This is a genomic window from Streptococcus sp. 2_1_36FAA, from assembly GCF_000161955.2.
In the GTDB taxonomy this organism is placed as follows: Bacteria; Bacillota; Bacilli; order Lactobacillales; family Streptococcaceae; genus Streptococcus; species Streptococcus gordonii.
The window spans coordinates 212,031-235,469 of the sequence record NZ_KI391976.1 but is presented as its reverse complement, the minus strand read 5'-3'; the positions used below and the strand labels follow the sequence as shown (position 1 = coordinate 235,469).

22 protein-coding genes are annotated in these 23,439 nt (G+C 40.5%); 17 read left to right on the top strand and 5 right to left on the bottom strand.

Features of this window, described 5'->3' with window-relative positions; all coding sequences use genetic code 11:
* Positions 1–287: 287 nt before the first annotated feature.
* On the top strand, positions 288–968 hold the full coding sequence (locus HMPREF0847_RS08965; protein WP_008808391.1) for an ATP-binding cassette domain-containing protein: 681 nt from the start codon (positions 288–290) through the stop codon (positions 966–968).
* Complete coding sequence (locus tag HMPREF0847_RS08960; protein WP_008808392.1) at positions 961–1,680, top strand: hypothetical protein; 720 nt, start codon at positions 961–963, stop codon at positions 1,678–1,680. Before HMPREF0847_RS08965 ends, HMPREF0847_RS08960 begins: the two co-directional genes overlap by 8 nt.
* Positions 1,681–2,031: 351 nt before the next feature.
* Here the strand turns inward: HMPREF0847_RS08960 and HMPREF0847_RS08955 are convergent, their stop codons facing one another.
* The 3 genes from HMPREF0847_RS08955 to HMPREF0847_RS08945 form a co-directional block, all read right to left on the bottom strand.
* Positions 2,032–2,235: a CsbD family protein gene (locus HMPREF0847_RS08955; protein WP_008808393.1), complete on the bottom strand. Its 204-nt coding sequence runs from the start codon at positions 2,233–2,235 to the stop codon at positions 2,032–2,034.
* A 181-nt stretch (positions 2,236–2,416) separates the two neighbouring features.
* Entirely contained in the window at positions 2,417–3,049 is a 633-nt protein-coding gene (locus HMPREF0847_RS08950; RefSeq protein WP_008808394.1) for a DUF421 domain-containing protein, read from the bottom strand.
* Positions 3,046–3,498, bottom strand: coding sequence for a DUF3290 family protein (locus HMPREF0847_RS08945; RefSeq protein ID WP_008808395.1), 453 nt, complete (start codon positions 3,496–3,498; stop codon positions 3,046–3,048). Before HMPREF0847_RS08945 ends, HMPREF0847_RS08950 begins: the two co-directional genes overlap by 4 nt.
* Positions 3,499–3,782: 284 nt before the next feature.
* Between HMPREF0847_RS08945 and HMPREF0847_RS08940 the strand changes: the two genes are divergently transcribed.
* The 5 genes from HMPREF0847_RS08940 to HMPREF0847_RS08920 all read left to right on the top strand — a co-directional run bounded on the left by HMPREF0847_RS08940 (position 3,783) and on the right by HMPREF0847_RS08920 (position 11,872).
* Complete coding sequence (locus tag HMPREF0847_RS08940; RefSeq protein WP_020992796.1) at positions 3,783–4,331, top strand: DUF6609 family protein; 549 nt, start codon at positions 3,783–3,785, stop codon at positions 4,329–4,331.
* Positions 4,332–4,459: 128 nt separating this feature from the next.
* Positions 4,460–4,972 carry a GNAT family N-acetyltransferase gene (locus HMPREF0847_RS08935; RefSeq protein WP_008808397.1) on the top strand — a complete coding sequence of 171 codons (513 nt, stop codon included), beginning with the start codon at positions 4,460–4,462 and terminating at the stop codon, positions 4,970–4,972.
* A gap of 200 nt (positions 4,973–5,172) precedes the next feature.
* Positions 5,173–6,423: a dicarboxylate/amino acid:cation symporter gene (locus tag HMPREF0847_RS08930; protein WP_008808398.1), complete on the top strand. Its 1,251-nt coding sequence runs from the start codon at positions 5,173–5,175 to the stop codon at positions 6,421–6,423.
* Positions 6,424–6,437: 14 nt separating this feature from the next.
* On the top strand, positions 6,438–7,376 hold the full coding sequence (locus HMPREF0847_RS08925) for an ATP-grasp domain-containing protein (RefSeq protein WP_008808399.1): 939 nt from the start codon (positions 6,438–6,440) through the stop codon (positions 7,374–7,376).
* Positions 7,377–7,654: 278 nt separating this feature from the next.
* A complete protein-coding gene (locus HMPREF0847_RS08920) occupies positions 7,655–11,872 on the top strand; it encodes a GH32 C-terminal domain-containing protein (protein WP_020992795.1) in 4,218 nt (1,405 codons plus the stop codon).
* A 148-nt stretch (positions 11,873–12,020) separates the two neighbouring features.
* On the opposite strand, the gene HMPREF0847_RS08915 is transcribed toward HMPREF0847_RS08920, so the two are convergent.
* Positions 12,021–12,857, bottom strand: a complete 837-nt coding sequence (locus tag HMPREF0847_RS08915; RefSeq protein WP_008808401.1) for a MerR family transcriptional regulator — start codon at positions 12,855–12,857, stop codon at positions 12,021–12,023.
* 86 nt (positions 12,858–12,943) lie between these two features.
* On the opposite strand from HMPREF0847_RS08915, the gene HMPREF0847_RS08910 reads away from it, so the two are divergent.
* Positions 12,944–13,978 (top strand): NAD(P)H-dependent amine dehydrogenase family protein, encoded by a 1,035-nt coding sequence (locus HMPREF0847_RS08910; protein WP_008808402.1) that lies wholly within the window; start codon positions 12,944–12,946, stop codon positions 13,976–13,978.
* 58 nt (positions 13,979–14,036) lie between these two features.
* Here HMPREF0847_RS08910 and HMPREF0847_RS08905 read toward each other — a convergent pair whose 3' ends face one another.
* Positions 14,037–17,294, bottom strand: a complete 3,258-nt coding sequence (locus tag HMPREF0847_RS08905; RefSeq protein ID WP_008808403.1) for an LPXTG-anchored zinc carboxypeptidase — start codon at positions 17,292–17,294, stop codon at positions 14,037–14,039.
* 314 nt (positions 17,295–17,608) lie between these two features.
* On the opposite strand from HMPREF0847_RS08905, the gene HMPREF0847_RS08900 reads away from it, so the two are divergent.
* From HMPREF0847_RS08900 to HMPREF0847_RS08860, 9 genes are all read left to right on the top strand, one after another.
* Positions 17,609–17,875: an ACT domain-containing protein gene (locus HMPREF0847_RS08900; protein ID WP_011999901.1), complete on the top strand. Its 267-nt coding sequence runs from the start codon at positions 17,609–17,611 to the stop codon at positions 17,873–17,875.
* Positions 17,876–17,885: 10 nt separating this feature from the next.
* Positions 17,886–19,223: a PFL family protein gene (locus tag HMPREF0847_RS08895; protein WP_008808405.1), complete on the top strand. Its 1,338-nt coding sequence runs from the start codon at positions 17,886–17,888 to the stop codon at positions 19,221–19,223.
* A 53-nt stretch (positions 19,224–19,276) separates the two neighbouring features.
* Positions 19,277–19,969: a histidine phosphatase family protein gene (locus tag HMPREF0847_RS08890; RefSeq protein WP_008808406.1), complete on the top strand. Its 693-nt coding sequence runs from the start codon at positions 19,277–19,279 to the stop codon at positions 19,967–19,969.
* A 64-nt stretch (positions 19,970–20,033) separates the two neighbouring features.
* Positions 20,034–20,720: a histidine phosphatase family protein gene (locus HMPREF0847_RS08885; protein WP_008808407.1), complete on the top strand. Its 687-nt coding sequence runs from the start codon at positions 20,034–20,036 to the stop codon at positions 20,718–20,720.
* A 4-nt stretch (positions 20,721–20,724) separates the two neighbouring features.
* Positions 20,725–21,522, top strand: a complete 798-nt coding sequence (locus HMPREF0847_RS08880) for a M15 family metallopeptidase (protein WP_020992794.1) — start codon at positions 20,725–20,727, stop codon at positions 21,520–21,522.
* A gap of 118 nt (positions 21,523–21,640) precedes the next feature.
* Positions 21,641–22,225 carry a DUF3796 domain-containing protein gene (locus tag HMPREF0847_RS08875; protein ID WP_008808409.1) on the top strand — a complete coding sequence of 195 codons (585 nt, stop codon included), beginning with the start codon at positions 21,641–21,643 and terminating at the stop codon, positions 22,223–22,225.
* Positions 22,225–22,437, top strand: coding sequence for a helix-turn-helix transcriptional regulator (locus tag HMPREF0847_RS08870; RefSeq protein ID WP_020992793.1), 213 nt, complete (start codon positions 22,225–22,227; stop codon positions 22,435–22,437). Before HMPREF0847_RS08875 ends, HMPREF0847_RS08870 begins: the two co-directional genes overlap by 1 nt.
* 102 nt (positions 22,438–22,539) lie before the next feature.
* A complete protein-coding gene (locus HMPREF0847_RS08865) occupies positions 22,540–22,863 on the top strand; it encodes a PadR family transcriptional regulator (RefSeq protein WP_008808411.1) in 324 nt (107 codons plus the stop codon).
* Complete coding sequence (locus HMPREF0847_RS08860) at positions 22,863–23,435, top strand: DUF2812 domain-containing protein (RefSeq protein ID WP_008808412.1); 573 nt, start codon at positions 22,863–22,865, stop codon at positions 23,433–23,435. The genes HMPREF0847_RS08865 and HMPREF0847_RS08860 overlap by 1 nt, the downstream gene beginning before the upstream one ends.
* Positions 23,436–23,439: the final 4 nt, after the last annotated feature.

Here is a 23,439-nt window from a genome sequence, read left to right as displayed (position 1 = left end):
TAGTTATCTGTAGTTTTTTTATATTTTTTAGTGACTTCCAAAGATTTTCCACCAATTCATGAGCTACACCTCTTTTTTATTTGCTAAAAGTATAAAGTCGGTAATGAAGGAAGCGATTGGATTGTTTTTGAGGAGCCAAACCCTAATTTCGATGAAGATTACCTAACTGAATATATTATTGAAAGTAATAATACTGTTTCTGATAAAGTAGGGTCCGATTCTGATAATTGATAAAAATTAATGTTGAATAATGTTATCTTATAGTCATCAAAACAAAGGAGATAGTCATGTTTTCATTGCATAATATTAAGAAAAAATTTGGATCAAAGAATGTGCTTAAGGATATCTCGTTTACTATTAAGGAAGGCGATAAGATAGCTTTGCTTGGATGTAACGGGGCAGGGAAATCCACTTTATTTAAAATTATTGCTGGACAAGTAAAGAGCGATAGTGGACTTATAAAAACTCAATTGGATTTTAAAAATGATATTGGAATGATGCCTCAAGATGATCTTTTGATTAAAGATTTGACAGTAAAAGAACTAGTTTTGCTTAAAGCATATATGAACAAACTAAAGGACTTTGAAGTTGAATCAATGCTTTCTAAGGTAGAACTATCAGATAAGAAAAAAGACCTAGTAGGTGATTTATCGGGGGGGCAACAGAGAAGATTGTCCTTATTATTATCATTATTAAATAACCCTAGATTACTTTTTTTAGATGAACCAACAACTGGTATGGATTTGGCTTCTATAGATAATTTTTGGGAATTATTAAAAGATAGTAGTTGTACATCTGTAATTGTAACTCATGATTTCAATCAGATTGACCAGTTTTTTTCAAGGGTGTTGATTTTAAAAAATGGATATATTTTAGCGGATGAATCTGTCGCTGAAATTCATAAGACAGGAAAAACAATTGAACAATATTATCGAGATTTGAGTAATTTGGAGGAAAAACATGATTAGTCTTATTCAATTTAAACAAGTATTGAGAAATAAACGTTTTATTCTTTTTACTTTATTTATTCCAGTTACATGGTATATGATTTTGAATAATCTTCAAGGGGATATGATGCCAAATATCTTATTGAGTATTGCGGTATTTATCGGTGTAATTGGGAACAGTTTGGCGACATTTAGTAAAAGGATTTCTTCGGAAATAGAGTTTTATAAATTAGAATCAAGTTTTTCAAATTATAGCATAGTTAATTATCTTTTGAGTCAAAGTTTAGTTCAGGTCTTGTTGAACGGATTGATTTTTGCGGTAGTAACTTTAGTTGCAACCATATTTTTTAGATTGCCATTTAGCAATTTGTTAATCTATCAGTTTATTTTATTAATGTTTATGGGAATGTACTTTAGTTTTATTGGTTTTGTAATTGGAGTTCGTGTTGATTCTAAAGTTATTGATACTATTAGCTTTCCTATTATTGTACTTGCTTCAATTACCATTATTCCTTTCTCTCACCTAGCTGTCGAAAGTGATTTTGTAAACACAGTAAGTACAATTCAAAAGATATTTCCAGGATATTATTATAGTCAGATAGTTAATTCTTTAGTAACGTCAAAAGAAATTCAAATTACGGATGTATTGCTATTTGTACTCACAATTGTTATTAATTTACTGCCATTATATTTATTAATACCAGATAAAAAATCTCTGAAAATGAATAAATAAATTTTAAATAGATGACAATCGTATTTATAGTTTTAGATTGTTAATTTCTGAATTGGTCTTTAAAATTACTTTTGGGAGATCAGTTTCATCATAATGGACAACTAATTTTTGAACAATCTAGTGTATGAGTTTTACAATCAGCTATATTTGCTCAATGTTGTTTGATTGGATGGCAACCACAGCACTCAAAACGTTAAAATTTATTTACGTATATTCCAAGCATCTCCTTATTGGGATGCTTTTCTTATATTCTAAAATCAAATGCCTTAGCAATACTTAAAAACACCCTCATCCATAGTTTTACTAAAACTGTAGGATAAGAGTGTTTTTTATAAGAACAACAGACGATGATTATTTATCGTCTTTTTTGATAATGTTTTTAACGCCTTCGATAGCTCCTTCAACTGCACCTTTAGCGTCTTCTGCAACTTCTTTTGCTTTTGAAGCAACTTTTTCAGCAACGCCTTCAGCTTGTGTTTTTGTATCGCCGGTTAATTTACCGACCCCTTCTTTAACAGAACCTTTGGCTTGGTTAAATTTTTCTTCTAATGACATAGCGTCACCTCCATTAAGTGAATGATTTGTTTCTCTGAATTCAATACAGTTGATTTTAAAAATTAAATATATTCATCTCAGATTATTACGAGTATATTCTTTTTAAAATGATAAGTCAAATTATTGCTACGGTATTCTGAAAGCAGGAACGAGTCATTATTAGACAGCAAATAATGATGGGTTAATAGGTCACCACATTGATTTCGCCTTTGTCATATTCTGCAATGAAGATATCTGATACATCGTCAAATCCTTCTTTTTTGAGTTCATCCATTAACCATTCTTCAGTTTTACCAATAGTCTCTAAAATTTCAATCTGAACAACACCATCGGTAACGATAGGGTACTTAGGATTTTCATCACCCATTCTCACAATGATTAATTGGCCATTTTGCTCAATTACGGCTCTTTTGACTTCTTTCAATTGGAAGACCCCTTGAGAGCGCAACTTAAGAGCGACGTCAGAAGCAGAAAGGCCTTTTGAGCGACAAGCTTCTGGATCTAATTTTCCGTTTTTTATGATAATAGTTGGTTTTCCATCAATCAGATGTTTGATGAAGTAAACATTGGTATTAAGCCATTTGAGTGACAGAATCAAAATCGTCCAGATGATGAGGATGACGACATATTGAAGGATGGTAATCGAGCTATTGTAGATGACCCCGCCGATAATACCCCCGAGAACAAAGTTCTGTATTTGGTCTACTGCAGAACTTGGCGCTAAATTTCCTTTTCCTGTTACGTTAATAACAAAAACAAGAGAAAGAAGCCCCCAGGCCAATTTAATTGCAATTGTAGCAAAAAAGCTTATCATTTTTCAACCTCCACCAGTTCTACATCTGTTTTATATAAGTCCATTTTTTCAAGTAAATAGCTATCTTGGTCAGTCCCGCTAATGGCGCGATAAAAATTGTCGCCAACCTTAATAATAGCTCCATCAGTAGTAGCTGAAGTATTGACATAAATATCTTTTTTATCAACACCTAACTCTTTTGATACAATCTCGATGAAGTGTAAGGAACTACGAAATTGATTATCATTGGATTGGCTGTTTTGAAAATTCGTAATGCTAATCAATACAAAAGCAATTAACGTCAAAATAGAAATGAGCGATAATTCACGGAACTTACTCCCTCTTTTATCTTTGAAAGCCTTAAATGCAAAGAATCCAGTCACAATCACTAAGAATGTCGACACAATAATCATGGTCCAATTCTGTTGACTAATCTGACTGAGAACATAGTCATATGAATAGAATTTCATAAACATCACTCCTAATTTTGAATTCAAACTATTATAAAACAATTTGTTGCTTCTATCAATATATTTATTTGAAAAAGTAACTTGCTTCATCAAGGGATTGTATTACTTTTCGAAATTCATCTTCTGTCCAAAAATCAACATGATTTTTATGATTGAAATATTGGTGTTTTGAATTGTTAATTGTGACGATGTCATAATACCCTCACTCTATCACAAAAATTTTTAAATAAATAATAATCTAGTGGTATAATAAGAGAAATTATTTGAGGTTGCTGGAGGTATTTATGGCTTTTTTAAATTACAATAAAGATGAAAAGTTAGAATTTAATTATAAGAGAGCATGTGGACTATGGTTAATTGTAGTAGCGGTCATTATTTCAGTAGCTACCTTAACAGGAGGGAAACAAATAATAAATATGCCAGTGTTTAGTGTTGGGTATGTTATTAGTTTTTTCTCAATCAATATGAATAAAAAAGTATTGAATATATTATCCAACGGTTCTTCAAATACATTTCAAAATAAAGTATCTTTATATGCTATTTTTTTACTATTTATTTTAATGTTTTTACTAGGTGGTCCTTTTTTTGCGACTGAAAATTGGAGATTAATTTGGTTGGGGGCATTAATGGCAACCGCACTACATTTTTTTCCGTATTATTTTGTACATGGAAAATCAATGATATTTTTAGGTCTTGTTTGTGTCATTAATATTTCTGTAGGATATATTTTTACGGATATTCCATTAGAAGTGATCGCATATATTGACTCAGCAATTAAGTTTGTATTTGGAATATATTTACTATTTTTTTCAAAGCCATCAAAACAGAGGTAAGGCATAGTTCATAGTGTACTGTTGCAAAATTATTTGAGATATATGAAGAATTAGCAAAATAATAGGGGTACTATTTTGGGTAAACATCAGAAAATATGGATGTAGATAATGATGGGAGGTGCTTTACATTGATAAGTTTAGAGCTACTTTCTGAAGAAAATAGTACAGACGTCTATTCTTTTGAAAAAGAAAATCGGGAGTATTTTGAACGAAATTTACCTCCTAGACCAGGTAACTATTTTGATCCAGAAGGCTTTAAAGAAATTACAAGGGAATTGTTAACGGAACAAACGAATCGGGATGTCTACATGCATCTTATTAGAGATTCGCGAGGCGTTATGGTTGGAAGAATCAATTTAAGTGTCTTAGAGAATGATCAAAAAACAGCGGAACTTGGATATAGGATTGGAGGAAATTACACTAATTTAGGCTATGCAAGCGAAGCGGTTAAACTTGTTTTAGACAAGGCATTTCATACTTATGGTTTAAATAAGATCGTTGCGGGAACGGCAACGGATAATCTGGCCTCTAAGAGAGTACTTTTTAAAAATGGTTTTACATTTAGTAAGATTATAGAAAATGACTTACAAATTCACAATGAGTGGGTGCATACAGCAGTATTTGAGATAACGAGACCATAATATCATCATTTCCAGTTTACTGACAGAACCAACGGAGTTATCGATCTATACAGACATTCAAGAATTTTCTCTTGGGTGTCTTTTTTAAGTTGTTCAACTCCTCCATAAAATTCTTCTATTACTTTCATAGAAAATATATATTAGCCAGGTTGGGAGAATCATAGTAGAATAGCTATCAAAATAGAAAAAGGAGTTTGGGGATGAAAATTTTTTCTTTATGGTCAAAGGTTTCTTTGGGGTTTCAACTCTTGATTGCTTTGGTTTTGGGTGTTCTTGTTGCTCTTGTATGGCCGCAATTTTCGGCTTTCTATCAATTCTTGGGACAAGCTTTTATCAGTCTGATTAATATGGTGATCATTCCGCTGGTATTTCCTGTGGTTGTTGTAGCGGTGGCTGGTGTGATTGGTAAGAAATCTTTTGGGAAGCTTTTGACAAAAAGTTTGCTCTATTTCTTTGGTGTCACGACAGTGATTACCTTGATCTTTGTCTTTGCTGCTTATTATCTAGGCTTTGGTCAAGGGGTCAATATCGGTCAGACTGGAGGAAATATTGATGGGATTGCTAAGAGCATCCAGTTAAATGAGTTCTTTCTCAGTTTCATTCCGGCTAATATTGTTAAGTCGCTTTCTGAAGGGGCTTTGCTTCCTATCATCGTCTTTGCGATATTCTTGGGGTATGGTCTTGGAAGTCTTAAGGAAGACAAGTCACAGAAGTTTATTGATTTATTGCAAATTTGGATTGAGGCGATATACAAAATTGTCGGTGTGATTATCAAGCTGTCGCCAATTGGGATCTTTGGTTTTATTGCCAAAGATGTAGCCACAACAGGAGTTGATAAGTTGGTTGGTTTGGGTCAATTTGTAGCAGGAACTTATCTGGCGTACGCTGCTTTGGCTTTAGTGATTTTTCCTTTGATTGCATTGGTTTTCGGAGTTCCTTATCTGACAAGTATTCGTCAGAATTGGAGCCTCTTGACTTTGGCTTTTGTTTCTGGTAGCTCCAGTGTTGTTTTGCCACCTCTGTTGAAAGATCTAAAGAAGCAGGGGCACGATGAGCATGTCATCGACCTGGTTGTGCCTTTGGGGTATACTTTTAACCTCGAAGGAGCTGCTGTTTATTTCTCAGTAGCTACTATCTTTATAGCTCATGCTTATGGAATTGCATTTTCTATTTCTGGTCTATTCTTTACCATCTTACTATTAACCTTGGTTGGAAAGACTGCTGCAACAGTGCCTTCTGGAGCGATTGTTGTCTTGCTGGCTGCGGCGCCTCAATTGGGATTGCCAGTGGAAGGAGTTGCCTTGATTTTTGCGGTTGATTTCTTTGTTAATGCTGGTCGTACTGCTCTCAATGTTCTAGGCCAGGCTTTGGCTGTGAGTGTGATTGAAAAAACAGAAGGTCACGTAGTGGAAGAATCAAAAAGCAGCGAACTGGCTGTTCGGTATTCTTAAAGGAGAGAAGACTTATGAGTCAAGCAAAAGTATACGTTATTCATGAAAATTTGGAGTGGACGCAGCACTTGGTCAAGTGGCTAGAGGAGAAAAATGTCCCTTTTGAGCTGTGGGATTTGTCAAGTGGGATCTTAGATCTGCAGAGTCCGCCCCCAACAGGAATTTTCTATAATAGGATGTCAGCCTCTTCTCATACTCGAGGTCATCGCTACGCACCAGAATTTACAGAGCAGGTTCTGGCTTGGCTGGAAGCTCATGGCCGTAAGGTCGTCAATGGTACTGGAGCTATCAATCTAGAAATTAGCAAAATTAAGCAATATTTGAAGCTTTCTGAAGCTGGGATTGCTTCTCCAGAGACGGTAGCCGTTTTGGGACAGGAGAATATTCTTGAGGCAGCTAGAAAACTTAATATTTATCCCCTGATTACCAAGCATAATCGGGCTGGGAAAGGTTTGGGAGTGCAGCTCTTCAATAGTGAGGCAGAGTTAGAAGCTTATGTAAACGGTCCTGCTTTTGAGCCTTCTGTGGATGGGATTACCCTGCTTCAGGCTTATATCAAGCCAGCGGATGGTCGTATTCGTCGTTCGGAGTTTATTAACCAGAAGTTTCTTTATACAGTGTCGATTGATTCATCAGATGGTTTTCAGCTTTGTCCGGCAGATGGGTGTCAGATTGGACAACGGCCTGCTCAGTTGGAAACATCGGATAAGTTTCAAATCACAGATCCGCTACCTGCTAGTCAAAGACAGGCTTACGAGACATTTCTAGCTCAGGCTGGTATTGATGTGGCGGCTATTGAGTGGGTAGAGTCGGAGGCGGGTCAGATCTATGTCTATGATGTGAACACCAATACCAACTATAATCCGACAGCAGAAGAAAAAGCAGAGATTTTTGCACATCAGCATTTGGCAGAATATCTAAAGAACGAGCTGGTAGCATCCTATTCAGAATAAATTTAAAACAAACAAAAGCTTTCCGTTTTGGAGGCTTTTTGTTTTTTCGTCATTTCTAAAATATGACATCTGTCATTTTGTTTTTGTGACAAACGTTAGATGAAGCGCTTACAAAGATTTGTTATATTTAGATTATTGAAATTGCTTCTTTTTTATAAAGGAGTTAGGTGCTAAACAACGTATTCATTTTGAACAAGAAAAGGTGAAAGGAGTGCGTTATGTAGAAGTAATTTGGTTGTGAGGAGTCTGACTTTATTTTTAGAATATTGAGGTGCGTCATGAAAAATCATCAGGAAAAAGTGTGTAAAAATTGGTTTATGAGAAAAAGCGGCAAGCGTTGGGTTTTTGGGTGTGCCCTGCTGGCTTTTGGAGCTTTCTTGTTAGATGGCGGTGGAGTGGTTTATGCAGATGAGGGCAAGGTTAATCCAGCCCCTGCTCAGGTCTTGCAGGCTGATTCATCAGCTGTCTCGGAGCCTGAAAGCGGGCAAACAGCTGCTCCTACAAGTAATGCCGATAAGACAGAAAGCTCTGTAGCTGGAGAGACTGCTGCGACGGAAGCGAGTGGTCAGGATGCAGCAGTAGAGTCAGCCAATCAAAAGACTGATAAGGAAAATCCAGCCACAGCAAATGCTAAAGAGACCAAACAGGAAGAAGACGAACAGCCAGCGGCGAAGGAAGTTGCTTCGGAAAAAATCCCTGCCGTAGAGACTGTAGATAAGCAGTCAGGCTTCAATACTAATTTGGCAGAAGCCAAGGGAGACAAAAATGGAGTTTGGGAAGTCCGGGAACAAGGTCTTTATAGTGATGCCAGAGGCAAAGGTGATAGTTTCCTTTACTCTCAAAGTCAGGGCAAGAATTTTGTTTACTCAACGGATGTAACTTTCCTCAGTAAGGAAGGGGCGGCAGCCCTCATTTTCCGCAGTAATAATAATCCGGATGACAAGAGCAGCTATGCAGTTAATATTGATGGTGGTAGCAACAATGTGAAGTTTTGGCGTTGGCAAGGCGGTCGGGACTATCAGTTTATCAATGAAAAGCATATCGAGCCAACGGATGATAATAAATATCGACTCAAGGTCGTTTCTATCGGCTCTTGGGTATCCTACTATGTCAATGATATCCTAGTGGCCAGCTCAGGAGATTACACGCTTCAGAGAGATGATAAGGGGCAGAATACTTATCTGTCAGAAGGCTATTTTGGCTTACTTAACTGGAACAGTGAGCTGCTTTTTCAAAATACCTTTTATAAAGAAATCACTCCTCAGTCTAATCCTGAGTTGGAGGATATAAGTGTGACTTCTTCGGTTGGGAAAGTGGAGCAGAAAGGTCAGTTTACTGCTCCTATCACTATCCAGTATGTCAAGCATGATGCTGAGACTGTAGACTTGACCGTCGTAGCAAAAAATCCTGATGCCAAGGTAAGCGTGACCGATGCTGCAGGTAGGGTCTATAGTGATTTGAAGAATATCCCGCTGGCAGTGGGGGCAAACTATCTGACTGTGACCAGCACTGTGACGGATGCGGATGGGCAGGAGGTCAGCCTGACTTATCGGCTCAATGTCCATCGTCGGCAGGCAGATGAGATTTACTACAATGAACTCTATCGCGGTCAGTATCATTATTCGGTCAAGGACGGTTGGGCCAATGATCCCAACGGGCTGGTTTATTATAAGGGAGTCTATCATTTCTTCTATCAGTTTTACGACGATACAAAGTGGGGACCTATGCACTGGGGCCATGCGACCAGCAAGGATTTGATTCATTGGGAAGAACAGCCGATTGCCTTTTATCCGGATGCTAATGGGGCTATGTTCTCAGGATCAATAGTAGCAGATACCACCAATTCCTCTGGTTTGTTTGACAATGACCAGGGCGGTTTAGTCGCACTGATTACTGCCGACGGAAATGGTCAGCGCATCAAGTTAGCCTACAGTAAGGATGAGGGCCGGACTTGGACGAAGCTTGATCAAATTGCAGCTGACTGGACGGATGATCCACTGCAATCACAGGATTTTCGTGATCCCAAGGTCTTCCGTTGGGAGGGTAAATGGTTTATGGTCGTTGCAGGCGGACCACTGAGAATTTATTCGTCTGATAATCTGCGTAATTGGAAGGTGGAGTCAACTTATGCAGATCTCCATACGGAGTGCCCAGATCTCTATCCTCTGCTGGCAGACGATGGTAGCCTAAAATGGGTCCTGTCTCGTGGCGGGCGCTCCTATAAGGTCGGTGATTTTAGACAGGTGGAGGGCAAGTGGACCTTCGTCCCAGATGCTGAGTTTGCTCAGGCTGATCAGGTCATGAACTTTGGTAAAGACTCTTATGCGGCCATGACTTACTACGTTCAGGACTTTGGTAGCAAGGCTAATCCAACCCTACCTGACATTATCGCGTCTAACTGGATGAATACCTGGGAAGATTACTGTAATCTGGTAGCCGATACCGTCGGTCAGAAGTTCAACGGCACCTTCAATCTTAACCTCAAACTAGGCCTTATCAAGCAAGACGGCAGCTATCGGCTGACTCAGACGCCAATTACAGCTTATCAGTCTCTGCGTCAGGAAGACAAGGCTGTGTTGTATAAAGACGTGGAAGTTAGTGAGAAGAATGGGCTGTTGAAAGATTTTTCCGATGATCAGTATGAAATTGTCTCTACTTTCCGTCCGAGTGAAACGACCAAGAAAGTCGGTTTTAACCTGCGGGTTGGAGATGGAGAAGTGACTAGAGTTACCTATGATTTAGAAAAGGAAACTCTCTCTATTGACCGCAGCCAGTCCGGCATTCTTCTCAGTAATAAATTTGCTCAGGTGGATAGTCAGTCTGTCAAGCGCAATGCGGATGGCAGCATAGATCTGCATCTCTATGTGGATCGCTCCAGCCTAGAAGTCTTTGCAAAAGGGTATACTGTAGCGGGTGCCAATCAGATTTTCCCTGCACCAAATAGTCTTGCCGCTAGTGTGTTTGTAGAAGGTGGTGCTGCTAAGGCTGACATTGCTCTTTATCCGCTGAAGGGCATCTGGAAAGACAAGCAGGCAGTGACCAAACCACTGGAACTAGTGCAGGCTTCTCCTGTAACAAATAATATTTATGTCGGCGATACTTTGGATTTGAAAGCATATATCATGCCAGCAAGTGTCTCTCAAGCGGTCAGCTGGAGTGTGGATCAGCCAGACCTGGTCTCTGTCACGAAAGATGGCAACAAGTTACGAGTGACTGCTCTGCAAAGGGGTGTGGTCAAGGTAACGGCGACCTCTAAGGAAAATCCAAGCCTTTCCAAGGTCTTCACCATCAATATCAGCCGTAATGACTTTAAGACAAATGTTCCAGATCTAAAAGCTGTTTCCGGTAAGTGGTATGTCGATGGTGAAAGCCTCTATAATCAGAATACCAGCGCCAATGATTATTATATGGGAGGTCAGAAGATTCCTTTCCCTGAGTATAACTTGGATGTGGAGCTCAAGTATCAAAAAGGCTTGATTAATATTTTCTATGCGTCTGAAAATGTTGACCCTCGCAATGCCTATTCTATTCAATTTGGCGATAATGATAAGATTAGACTTTACCGCTTTATGGGGGAGACGATTGCAGAAAATAGCATGAATGGCAAGCGTCTTAATGACGGCCAGTTCCACCATATTAAGCTAGTGAAAACTAAAAATGGTGTCAGTGTATCTGTGGACGGTGTAGAATACCTGAACCACCAATTTGATGCGGTTGAGCCTTATTATAATGATTCCTACGTCGGTCTGGGACTCTGGGATGGGGATTTGGAAGCTCGCAATTTCTTTGTGACCAATCTTCATGCCCCAGCAGTTAATAAGGCTTCTCTGCAGAAAGTGGTAGACAGTACGGCTAGTCTAGATCCAAGCCTCTACACAGATGAGACAGTTCAGGCTTACCAGTCAGCCTTGGCTCGAGCCCAGTCTCTCTTGGCAGATGAAAAAGCGGAGCAGGCAGATTTAGATAGAGCAGAACAGGATCTGAAGACAGCTCTTGCTGCTCTGGCTGTGAAACCAAGTCATCAGGTCACTCCAGAAGAAGGGATAAAGGACCTAGTGGAAGAAAAGCCTTTCTTAGAAATCGTAATGGAAGAGATTGCATATCAGACCCGAGAACAGGAAAATCCAGAACTGGAACAAGGGCAGCGGCGGATACTTGTAGCCGGCCAAAAGGGTCAAAAGCGAGTCTTTGTAGAAGTCTTGAAGGGTCAGAGAACTGTCCTCGGTCAGGAAGTGCTTTCTCTAGCAGTTGACGAACTAGTAGAAGTTGGCAGCAAGGTGGTGGCTGAAAGTGCTAAACAGCCTTTGACAAGGACCCAGCCTCAAGCTCTCAATCAAGGTGAGGAAGAGAAAGTTATTCCGTCGCCAAGATTGCAGCCAGCTCCCGACTCAGCCCTGCCTAAGACTGGCACTCAAGAAGACAAGTTTCTGCCTCTGGCTGGTTTAGCTTTTCTGGGAATGGGTCTTCTAGCTGGAAGAAAGAAACAAGAAGACTAAGGTGCTAAGCAATGGTTATTTGCACATAAAAAGGATGGGTGTTTTCCCGTCCTTTTTTGATATAATTACGGTTTATGAAATGATTAGTTTTTGGCTGAGCATGCTGCAGTATCTGGCAAGAATTCCGATACATCCATCGGCTTGCTTTTTAATTCTCTATCTTAACTTGCATCCGGATGAACATATCGCGGTGCTGCTCCTGGAGTTGTGGCTGTTCATGAATGACCTCGCAGATATAATCGCCCACAGGAGTATATCCAGCTTGGGTCAGAGCTTGGTGAAAATGCGGCAGAGCTTTAAGTTCATCTACAAAGGAAGAGCAGTAAGCAACAGCATAATTTCCTGCCGGTAGCAACATTCGATTTAAGTGAGGGAGTTCATTGGGAGTATGATGGAAGAGACAGAGTTGCTTGGAAATCCATCTTTCTTTTTGGAAATCTTCTTGTTTCATAATGGAGCCAACACGGCTGAAATGAGTGAAAAAAGGACTGTAACGCAGGATTTCTTGCTTGAAGCAGCGGAGAGCAAGTTCGTATTCTTCACTTTTCATTTGATAAATATTTTGAGCAATTTCAAAAATAAGCAGCTGCCGTTCAGGAAAAGTTTGGATTTCCAGTTCTTGCTCGCTCTGTTTTTCGCCATAGATACGGGCACCAGACCGAAAGATTTCGATTTCTTGGATTTGTTTTTCTATATTCTCTTTTTCCTCTAGAAGGCGCTGATAGCGCTCTTCGATAAGCTGGTGCAGTTGAAAATGGTCCTTGTCAGATAGAATTTCTTTGATGTCTTCTAGAGAAAAATTCAGTTGACGCAGGTACTGAATGGAGTCAACCAGAGAAGATTGATTGATGTGATAGTAGCGATAGTTGTTTTCTGGATCGACTTTATAGGGTTTTAAAAGACCGATTTGGTCATAGAATCGTAGAGTTTGGATGGAAATCTGATTTATTTGGGAAAACTCTCCGATACGCAAAATTTTTTTCATTTTTTAAAACCCTCTATTGACTCTCTAGTTACTAGAGATATTATACTATAATTGTGAAAATAATAACAATTAATGGAGGGTTTGCCATGAGAAATACAAGAATTCGTGCTGTCCAGTATGGCTGCGGCAAGATGTCTAAAGTGATTTTCAAGTACCTGCTGGATCACGGTGTAGAAATTGTCGGAGCTATTGATAACAATCCTGCTGTAGTAGGACAGGATGTTGGTGATTTTGCAGAGCTAGGCTATAAGACTGGTGTCCTGATTTCTGATAATGCTGAACGTGTCTTTGGAGAGTGTGACGCAGACATTGCCATTGTCACCATTGCTTCCTATATGCCGGAAATGTATGATTTTTTTGAAACAGCCATCAAGCATGGAGTTAATATCATCACGACCTGTGAGGAAGCTATCTACCCTTGGACGACGTCGCCATCCGAAACAAACCGCTTGGACAAGCTGGCCAAAGAATATGGTGTCACTGTAATGGGATCTGGCATGCAGGATATTTACTGGATTAATATGCCTTGCTTGGCTATGTCTGGCCTTAATCGCATTCAAAAGGTGAAAGGGATTGTCAGCTATAATGTGGAAGATTATGGTCTGGCTTTGGCAGAAGCGCATGGTGCTGGTTACGATTCAGAGCGATTTGAAAAGGAAATTGCTAGTGCTGAGAGTCTTCCGTCCTATATGTGGAATGCTGCTGAAGCTATTTGCTCTAAGATGAACTGGACCATTCAGGATATTTCACAAAAGAGTGTTCCTTACATTTTGGATGAAGATGTTTATTCTGAAACGCTGGGACGCACAGTTCCAGCGGGGCAAGTAACGGGTATGTCAGCTGTGACAACCATTCATACCCATCAGGGAATTGAGTTAGAAGTAGAGTGTATTGGAAAGGTTTATCGTGAAAATGACGGAGATATGTGTGATTGGGAAATTACTGGTGAGCCAAATCTAGTCTTCTCAGTCAGCAAGCCTGATACTGTAGCCTTGACCTGTGCCACTATCGTCAATCGAATCCCTTCTGTGTTAGATGCACCGGCAGGTTATGTGACTTCAGAGTTGGCGCGTGACTTGGCCTATCCGACCTATCCACTTCATACCTATGTGGAAAAATAACAAAGCTTATAACTAAAAATACACCTCCCGCATCAATTGGGAGGTGTGTTTTTAAGTATTAGTCTTCCTTTTTCTTCAAAAGGAAGAGTCCAGCAGAGCAAGCGATTAAAATACTTGCTAGCTTGAAGCCTTCAGTCATTTCCTGTGTTCCAGTTTTTGGAAGAGAGTCTCTGCTATAGGTCAAAGGAATCTCTTGAACAGGATCAACTTTAGTTGCAGGTTTAAACTCAAGCCTTGTTTGATTTGGAGCTTGGTAGGTCTTGCTTGGAGCCTGGTAAGTAGGAGGCGTTAATGGCTGAGGTTGAGGAATTGGATTTGGAGTTGGACTTGGCAAGATATAATCTGTCAAGTTTGCCAACTGACTACCAAAGACTGCATTGGATATCCAACGGTAGAAGTGAATTGTATGCAAGCGGTTGGTAGGATTTCCAGCGTATACAAATAGTGGATTTTCGTTGTATTTCCCAGAGATAGCTACAATTTTGTTAGCCAGTTTTTCGTTGCCTGGCCACCATCCAGCTATATAGTAATCACTGCCAGCGATTGTTGCCAAAGTTTTGAAGTTAGCTGGAGCCTTAGCAATCCAGTTTCCTGAGTTAGAATAGAAGAGGTCGTTCTTATTATAGCCACTAGTCAGTGGGTCTTGATCATCTATAATTGCTTTCATGAGGCCTTCAAAATCACTGCCACCAGAGAATTTTTCAGCGTCAAATCCGTCGATAAGACCCAGTTTTTCGAGTCTTTGCATAGCAGAACCACCAACGACGATGGTTGGCTTGAGACCGACCAGAGATTTGTCAAAATTATTGCTTTCTAAAACAACAACATCAGCTTCCTCTGGTGTGTCGACAAGATCAAAGCCTAGATTTTTTAGTGCTAGAGCTGTATGTGTAGGCGAATCAACGCCTGCCCAATAAAATTGATGAGGAGGTGAATAGACTTTTAAGGCTTTCAAGCTTGGGCCATTAGGAACCTTATAGAGTGCATCCCCGTAGATGGCATAATCTCCAAGCAGGTTTTCGAATGTCGGTGTGTCAACGATATATCCATCGTCTGTTAGATAGACTTTCTTTCCTTGGCGAATGGCTTGGTTAACTGCTTTTACGGCACTGTCAGATGTATTTGCAATCACATAGTAAGGAGCTGAGTGGTTAATTTCGCTTGTACGAGTAGCACGAAGAGCTGTTACGTCTCCTAATTTTCCGTCAAAGAGTTTATCCTTGAAGACAGCTTCTGCTTTAAAGCCACGCATGTCTGGGAAATTCACCAAAAGTTCGGCATACATAGCTGACCAAGCGGATTCATTAGAACCTTTATAAAGGATATGGTTGGCATAGCCTCGTTTAGCTTGTGCCATATCAACAACTAGGTCCCCTTTCTTATAGTTGCCTACATCTTCCTTCAATTCTTTAAGAGTGACACCATTTCTCTTGAAGTATTCAATCATATTAAAGGCTTGTTGGGAGTCGTTGTTTTTATCAAGTCCCATTGGAATGACATAATAGTCAGGGAAGAATTTCTTTTGACCATTCTTGATCCGTCCAACAACCTTACCATCAGGTCCTACTAATTCATTCTCTGCTTTAGGATCTTCTACCTTATTGATACCTCTGAGATAGAAGTTGAGGCGCATTTCCATCAATTTATCTGGGTTTTGAGATAAGTAAGAAATACCCCCCAATACTGCGTGGTATCCAGCTTTATAGGACTCTTGATTTCCTTCAGGAATTTCGATTGTATGCCCTAAGATACCATGGTACATAGCGTAAACTCCAGTATAGCCGGAGAAGGAATCGTCCCAGCCATCACCCCAGTCTAGTTTAGGGATAATATAGCTGTCATACTTAGAATTAGCAACGCCGGCACGTCCCATGAGGTGGGCGTTTTCCAGCATATTTTCTGACAAGAGGTCATATTCGAAGTTAGGATCATGAGGTGGTGTTGCTGGTTCGATCAAAAATTCTTTAACGAATCCATGGATGTCATAAAGAGCAATAGGATTCCATTTATTGATGAGGCCAGCGACAGTTCGAGTTTCAGGGTTGGCTTGATAACTTGTGTCACGGTTGGGGTCAATTCCATTAGCTAGTGCACGAGTATTGGCAACATCTCCGTCGGGATTTTCTGTGAAGTCAAATAAGAAAATAAATTTCTTGAGGAGTTCCTTGACACTAAGAGTCACATTTTTGGCAAGGCCATTGGCATCAGTTGTCTGGAAAGAAATAAGATCTTTAGTAGCAAAGGTATTGAAAAGTCCAGTGATGATGTCGATGGCGGGCTGTTCATCAGCGTGGGTATTGTTGATCAGGATCGGGAGCTTATAATCCAGTGTTCCGTTCTTTAAGGCAGCCAGCATTTCGGCAGGTTTTGTGAGGGCTTTTGGATTGGTTGTATTGAGGTAGTCATCGATACTCTTTTGATCAGAGCTAATGATGCCCAGTTTGACATCTCGTCCTTGCGCGCTCTTACCAATCGTTTCGATTTGAACCAAACGATCATCTTTAGCTTCTTGTCGACTTTTTTCGATAGAGGCCAGCATTTCATCGTGGGTATGGAAGTCTTCATATGGTCTTAGGATAATGTTTTTGCGAATAGTAAGTCCCAAATCTTCGCTGACCCCGACTAATTCATGATTTCCCATAAAGTTGCGGTAGGTTCTGCGAATATTGTTGGGTGTCCGTAAACTCAGATCTTGGCTAAATAGTTCGTTAAATTTCAGAGATAGCTTGAGGTCATTTCCTTCGACTTTTTCTTCTATGGTTACAAAGGGATCTCCAGAGAATGTGCCGTCTTCCATCTTCCAAGTTTTCCACTCGCTAATTGGCTTGTTATCGAGTGTCCAACTAATTTTGTTGGCTTTGGCACCTTGTTCTTGAACGGTTTCCTCAATGTTTGCTTTTTCAGACATATAAACCTTACTGTCTGCAAGCTGAACTTTTGAGTCTTCGCTACTTGCTGCACGACTTTCAGACTTATCAGGTGCAGTAGTGTTTTCAGAGCTAGTTTCCTTTTTGCTTTCTGCTCCTGTGGATGGGCTAGTAGCCGTTTCGCTTGTAGTCTTATCCGATTCAGCTACAGGCTGATTTTCCTTATCAGCAGTATCTGCCTGAGGTTGATCAGAATGATCTTCTGTTTTCTCGGCACTGACTGGAGTAGGATTTTCGACAAGACTACTTACAGGACTTGCTTCTTGTGGCGCTTCAGTCGGATTTAGCGTATCGGCAGCTACGTTTCCTTGGGCTAGAACAGCTAGAAGGGCTGCGACTGACAGGCTAAGAACCTGAGTATATAAGCGTTTCTTATAGGTGTCTTTCATAAGAGACCTCCTTTGTAATGTGTTCTTTAATCTTACTATATCAATTTTTGTAATCGTTTTCAAGAAAAAGCATAGATAAAAAATATGCTTTCAATAGACAAATCTGAGAATCTTGTCTTGCAATTCCATCTATGAGCCTTGTCGAACAAGAAATGACGGGCTTATTTCATATGGATGAATTATGGATTCTTGCCTAAAATAGAAGAGTGAGAAGAAAGCAAGTATAAGCTCGTCTGAGGAATTTCTACAATTCCATGCAAAATCACATCTTTTATGCTACAATAATACAAACAAAAAAAGGATTGGAGTCGACAATGAAAGCAATTATTACGGTTGTTGGGAAAGATAGATCAGGGATTGTTGCGGGAGTCTCAACTAAGATTGCAGAGTTGGGATTGAATATAGATGATATTTCACAGACTGTTTTGGATGAATTTTTTACGATGATGGCTGTTGTTTCAAGTGAAGAAAAACAAGATTTTGCAGCTCTTCGTAGTGAATTTGAGAGCTTTGGCCAGACTCTTAACGTCAAAATCAATATTCAAAGCGCAGCAATATTTGACGCTATGTACAATATCTAAGGGGTGAAGGATGGATATCAGACAAGTAACAGAAACCATTGCCATGATTGAGGAGCAGAATTTCGACATTCGGACTATCACCATGGGTATTTCACTCTTGGACTGCATCGATACAGACATTGATCTGGCTGCTGAGAAGATTTACCAAAAAATCACGACCAAGGCTAAAAATTTGGTGGCTGTTGGGGACGAAATTGCTGCAGAGCTCGGGATTCCTATCGTCAACAAGCGGGTCTCAGTGACTCCGATTTCGCTGATTGGGGCGGCCACGGATGCTAAAGATTATATTCCTTTAGCTAAGGCTCTGGATCGAGCGGCTAAGGAAATCGGCGTAGACTTTATAGGCGGTTTCTCTGCCTTAGTCCAAAAGGGCTATCAAAAAGGTGATGAAATTCTCATTAATTCTATTCCACGAGCTTTAGCGGAGACGGACAAGGTCTGTTCTTCTGTCAATATCGGCTCAACCAAGACCGGTATCAACATGACGGCGGTTGCAGATATGGGACGCATTATTAAGGAAACAGCCCAACTGTCTGACATGGGTGCGGCCAAGCTAGTTGTTTTTGCCAATGCAGTAGAGGACAATCCTTTCATGGCTGGTGCCTTCCATGGTGTCGGTGAAGCAGATGTGGTCATCAATGTCGGTGTTTCTGGGCCTGGTGTTGTCAAACGAGCCTTGGAAAAGGTTCGTGGTGAAAGCTTTGACGTGGTGGCTGAAACAGTCAAGAAAACGGCCTTCAAAATCACTCGTATTGGTCAGTTGGTTGGTCAGATGGCTAGCGAACGTCTGGGCGTTAAGTTTGGGATTGTTGACTTGAGTTTGGCTCCAACGCCAGCAGTCGGAGACTCAGTAGCCCGTGTTTTGGAAGAAATGGGCTTAGAAACAGTCGGCACCCATGGCACGACAGCAGCGCTTGCTCTACTCAATGACCAAGTCAAAAAAGGTGGTGTCATGGCCTGCAATCAAGTGGGTGGTCTGTCTGGTGCTTTCATCCCTGTTTCAGAAGATGAGGGCATGATTGCGGCTGTGCAAAACGGTTCGCTCAATCTAGAAAAGTTAGAAGCTATGACAGCCATCTGCTCAGTAGGTTTGGATATGATTGCTATCCCTGAGGCGACGCCGGCTGAAACCATTGCAGCCATGATTGCGGATGAAGCAGCGATTGGCGTCATTAATCAAAAGACGACAGCTGTGCGGATTATTCCAAAGGGCAAGGAAGGCGATATGATTGAATTTGGCGGGCTCTTGGGAACAGCTCCGGTCATGAAGGTCAACCAAGCTTCGTCAGCAGCATTTATCGCGCGTGGTGGACAGATTCCAGCGCCGATTCACAGTTTTAAAAATTAATAAGAAAATCAGGTCTGTGCAGACAGGCCTTTTCGATTGAACAAGGAGAAGAGATGACAAAAACGAGATTATTTATCATTCGGCATGGGAAGACAATGTTTAATACCATTGGCAGAGCCCAAGGTTGGTCAGATACTCCTCTGACAGCTGAAGGGGAACGTGGTATTCGAGCGTTGGGGATTGGATTAAAAAAATCAGGCCTTTCCTTTGTAAAAGCTTACTCAAGTGACTCGGGGCGAACCATTCAGACTATGGGGATTGTGTTGGAAGAACTTGGCTTGACTGGGCAAATCCCTTATACCTTTGATAAAAGAATCCGAGAGTGGTGTTTTGGTAGTTTTGATGGTGCTTATGGTGGAGAACTCTTTCACGGTGTCATTCCTCGTGTTTTGAAAACAGATAACTACAAGGAACTTAGCCTACCGGACTTAGCGAATGGCTTAGTTGAAGTAGATACTGCAGGTTGGGCGGAACCATGGGATAAGCTCAGTGGCAGAATTTTAGACGGCTTTGAAGCTATTGCAAAAGATGTAGAGGCTTCCGGTGGTGGGAATGCTTTGGTAGTCAGCCATAGCATGACAATCGGTACTCTTGCTTATTTAATTGACGAAGAGATTGAGAAAAACCCTGGAGTTGAAAATGGAAGTGTGACAGTTGTTGAATATGCCAATGGAAAACTATCCATTGAAAGTTTGGGAGATGTGTCCTATCGTCAAGCTGGTGCAGAGGTTTTAAATAGTCGCTGACAGCAATGGTCTTGATTTTTTCCTAAAAGTGGTATAATAAAGGAAGAATAAGGGAGGCAAGTAAATGTCAAAAACAAGATTGTATATCGTCCGTCACGGTAAAACCATGTTTAATGCGATTGGTCGAGCGCAAGGATGGTCGGATACTCCTCTGACAACTGAAGGTGAACGAGGAATTCGAGAGTTAGGATTGGGTCTAAAAGCTGCTGGTATAGACTTTAAGCGGGCTTATTCTAGCGATAGTGGTCGTACTATTCAAACCATGGGAATCATTTTAGAAGAGCTGGGCTTGAGAGATAAGATTCCTTACCGTACAGACAAACGCATTCGTGAATGGTGTTTTGGTAGCTTTGATGGGGCTTATGACGGTGAACTCTTTATGGGTGTTATGCCCCGTGTCTTTCATGTCGAACATGTTCATCAACTTAGCTACCCCGAATTAGCAGAAGGATTGGTAGAAGTGGACACAGCGGGCTGGGCAGAATCTTGGCCTAAACTCAGTGGCCGTATTTTAGATGGTTTTGAGAGTATCGCCAAAGAAGTTGAGTCGCTAGGAGGAGGAAATGCTCTGATTGTCAGTCATGGTATGACGATTGGAACCTTCGCTTGGTTGATTGACCACGCAACGCCTCGAGGTTTAGGCCTGCACAACGGCAGTGTAACTGTAGTAGACTACGAAGATGGTAAGTTTACGATTGACCGGATTGGTGATATGTCTTATCGTGAAGTGGGCGCTAAAGTAATGGAGTAATAAGTTGAAACACGCTAAACATCTAAGAGTAAAAAGGAAATCCAAGGCTAAGAAGGTTGGCTTGACGATCTTACTATTACTTATCTTGACCTTAGTCATAGGTGGAACGGTTATTTATTTCCGCCCCTCCTTATTGAAGAATCTTCTCAGCTATGTTCAGGTTTCGAGTCAAGTGAGTAGCTCTACTAAGCCAAGCAGCTCTAAGTCTTCAAGATTAACAAGCTCTGATTCTGATTTACCCAAGGTGTCCTCAGCGGATTGGAATTTAGTCTTGGTTAACCGTGATCATCTACAGGAGGAAAAGACGCCATCTTTGACTCAGGTTGGGGAAATCCGGGTGGATAGTCGTATTGCTGAGAATACTCGGCAGTTCCTTGCTGCGGCTCAGACCGTAGCTCCAGGAGAAATACTAATTTCTGGTTATCGGAGTCGTGCAGAGCAAGAAGAGCTCTATAATGAGAATGTTGCAGCAGAGGAGGCTAAGGGTCTGTCGCATGAAGAAGCAGTCAGTGCTGTCCAGAAACAGATTCAGATTCCAGGAGCTAGTGAACATCAAACAGGCTTGGCTATTGATATGAGTGTTCCTGAAGGGCTGGAGGATGAACCAGCTGCTAAGATAGCTCAGCTGGCCCCACAATATGGCTTTGTCCTTCGCTACCCCGAAGGCAAGAGTAATATTACTGGAGTTGATTTTGAACACTGGCATTACCGCTATGTCGGTGTAGAGAACGCCCAGTATATGCAAAAGCACAATCTAGTTCTGGAAGAGTACATCGCATTACTAAAGGCAGCAGAAAAATAAATCAAGTAAGTCAGGTGTTCCTGGCTTTTTTTATCGAGAAATTTGCATTATGATGACCAATGTGATATATTTATAACATAAAGTGTGATATATTTATAACACTACAGGAGGTTTTGTCATGAAAAAAGGTCAAAAGTTAGTCTTGTTACTACCTTTGTGGATTCTGGTCTTATGCGGAGATTGGGCGGTTTTATCTGGGGTTGTTCGATTTAGCTTGCTGGAAAAGTTAATATTGATTGGTGGTACAGGGATTGGTCTGTTTTTTGCTACTTGGGGAATTTTAAAGAGCAAACAAAATGAAGTTAGGGAAAGGCAGATCTTCTCTATTAAAGAAAAATTAAATGGTATCCTCGTTTTATCTGCTTCGTCCATCTATACTCTAGGCATCTGGCTCAGTACACCATCTGCGGGTCTTTTAAAGGAAACCGTGATGGGGATAGGTCTTCTAGTGCAGCTGATTTTTCTTGGTTATTTTATCTTAAGAAAAGCAGATGAGCAAGCAGATGAGCGTTTTTATGCAAATTTATCTAAGGCTGCTATGACAGCATTTGCTAGCAGTATCATCTTTCTGTTAACCCTAGCCTTGCTTTTGACGATCGTGAAGGGGCTGTTGATTCCAGGAGGTATCTTTTTTATAGTAGCAGGGGTGCTGGTCTTGCTTTTCAATTTTGTATTCATCTATTTGGAAAGTAGAGGGGCATGATGGGGAAAGTGAGCAATCTTATTACAAGTTTGAAGTCTACTCGTGAGGCTCGTGGCATGACCCAGCAAGAGTTGGCAGAGCGTATCGGTGTCAGGCGAGAGACGATTTTGCATCTAGAAAATAATCGTTACAATCCTTCTCTTGAAATGGCTCTAAAAATTGTACGAGTCTTTGATTTGAAGATAGAGGATCTATTTGAGCTAAAAGAATAATTTAAGCAAGATTCCTATATAAACTCTTGACAACTATATCGGACTGCGATATAATGTGTATATCAAGCTTCGATATATCGAGGTGAAAGGGGAGAGAAAAAGATGAGTGGATTAACAGAAAAACTCAGGCGAGTCTATGTACCGATGACAGAGACAGGATTCTATATTCTCTTTTGTCTCCAGAAAGAAAGGCATGGCTACAGTATTACTCAAAAAGTCAAGGAATTGACAGATGGGCAACTATCTATCAGTCCCGGAACCATGTATGGAACCTTGTCCAAAATGGAAAAGGATGGTCTGATTGCCTTTGTTCGCGAGGAAGAAAAGAGGAAACTCTACCAGATTACAGATCTTGGGCAGAAGATTTTGAACTTGGAAATTCAGCGGATTGAACGCCTTTACCGGAATAGTAAGGAGGATGTTTGATGGGAAAGAAAGTCGTCTACAGGATCTTTACCATTGCAGACTACGATAGAGAAGCGTCCTATTTTAAAAAGATGCATGGCCAGGGCTGGAAGTTGAAAAAAGTAAACTATTCCCCTTTTATAATTGCAGTTCGTTATACTTTTGAAAAAACTTCACCTCAGGAAATGGCTTATCAATTAGATTTTCGTCCTATAAAGAAGGCGGAGCGAGATTCCTATTATCAATTATTTAAAGATTGTGGTTGGGAGCATATTACAAATTTTAATCAATTTTCCTATTTCCGCAAGCCAGCTTCTCAGCTTGATGCGGAAAGTGACCTTGAGATCTATAATGATGCCTGGTCTAAGCTAGAAATGGTTAAGCGTTTGCTTATATGGCGGTTTTTCCCAGCCCTTGTAGCTTTGTTTTTTGCTACTTATTTAGTTTTAAGTGTAGCTCAAAAAGGTTCAGATGTAGATTGGCTAGTAAAATGTATCTTATTAATAGATACGGTATTGTTACTTATTTTATTTGGTCAACTGGTTCATATAGGCTTGAGTTTCTGGAGAAGGAAGCAGGAGCTCAAAAACTGATAAG

Bases quoted from the DNA above. Each gene is read 5' to 3' on its own strand.
- HMPREF0847_RS08965 (WP_008808391.1), top strand. From the start codon at position 288: ATGTTTTCATTGCATAATATTAAGAAAAAATTTGGATCAAAGAATGTG.
- HMPREF0847_RS08960 (WP_008808392.1), top strand. From the start codon at position 961: ATGATTAGTCTTATTCAATTTAAACAAGTATTGAGAAATAAACGTTTT.
- HMPREF0847_RS08955 (WP_008808393.1), bottom strand. From the start codon at position 2,235: ATGTCATTAGAAGAAAAATTTAACCAAGCCAAAGGTTCTGTTAAAGAA.
- HMPREF0847_RS08950 (WP_008808394.1), bottom strand. From the start codon at position 3,049: ATGATAAGCTTTTTTGCTACAATTGCAATTAAATTGGCCTGGGGGCTT.
- HMPREF0847_RS08945 (WP_008808395.1), bottom strand. From the start codon at position 3,498: ATGAAATTCTATTCATATGACTATGTTCTCAGTCAGATTAGTCAACAG.
- HMPREF0847_RS08940 (WP_020992796.1), top strand. From the start codon at position 3,783: ATGGCTTTTTTAAATTACAATAAAGATGAAAAGTTAGAATTTAATTAT.
- HMPREF0847_RS08930 (WP_008808398.1), top strand. From the start codon at position 5,173: ATGAAAATTTTTTCTTTATGGTCAAAGGTTTCTTTGGGGTTTCAACTC.
- HMPREF0847_RS08925 (WP_008808399.1), top strand. From the start codon at position 6,438: ATGAGTCAAGCAAAAGTATACGTTATTCATGAAAATTTGGAGTGGACG.
- HMPREF0847_RS08920 (WP_020992795.1), top strand. From the start codon at position 7,655: ATGAAAAATCATCAGGAAAAAGTGTGTAAAAATTGGTTTATGAGAAAA.
- HMPREF0847_RS08915 (WP_008808401.1), bottom strand. From the start codon at position 12,857: ATGAAAAAAATTTTGCGTATCGGAGAGTTTTCCCAAATAAATCAGATT.
- HMPREF0847_RS08910 (WP_008808402.1), top strand. From the start codon at position 12,944: ATGAGAAATACAAGAATTCGTGCTGTCCAGTATGGCTGCGGCAAGATG.
- HMPREF0847_RS08905 (WP_008808403.1), bottom strand. From the start codon at position 17,294: ATGAAAGACACCTATAAGAAACGCTTATATACTCAGGTTCTTAGCCTG.
- HMPREF0847_RS08900 (WP_011999901.1), top strand. From the start codon at position 17,609: ATGAAAGCAATTATTACGGTTGTTGGGAAAGATAGATCAGGGATTGTT.
- HMPREF0847_RS08895 (WP_008808405.1), top strand. From the start codon at position 17,886: ATGGATATCAGACAAGTAACAGAAACCATTGCCATGATTGAGGAGCAG.
- HMPREF0847_RS08890 (WP_008808406.1), top strand. From the start codon at position 19,277: ATGACAAAAACGAGATTATTTATCATTCGGCATGGGAAGACAATGTTT.
- HMPREF0847_RS08885 (WP_008808407.1), top strand. From the start codon at position 20,034: ATGTCAAAAACAAGATTGTATATCGTCCGTCACGGTAAAACCATGTTT.
- HMPREF0847_RS08875 (WP_008808409.1), top strand. From the start codon at position 21,641: ATGAAAAAAGGTCAAAAGTTAGTCTTGTTACTACCTTTGTGGATTCTG.
- HMPREF0847_RS08870 (WP_020992793.1), top strand. From the start codon at position 22,225: ATGGGGAAAGTGAGCAATCTTATTACAAGTTTGAAGTCTACTCGTGAG.
- HMPREF0847_RS08865 (WP_008808411.1), top strand. From the start codon at position 22,540: ATGAGTGGATTAACAGAAAAACTCAGGCGAGTCTATGTACCGATGACA.
- HMPREF0847_RS08860 (WP_008808412.1), top strand. From the start codon at position 22,863: ATGGGAAAGAAAGTCGTCTACAGGATCTTTACCATTGCAGACTACGAT.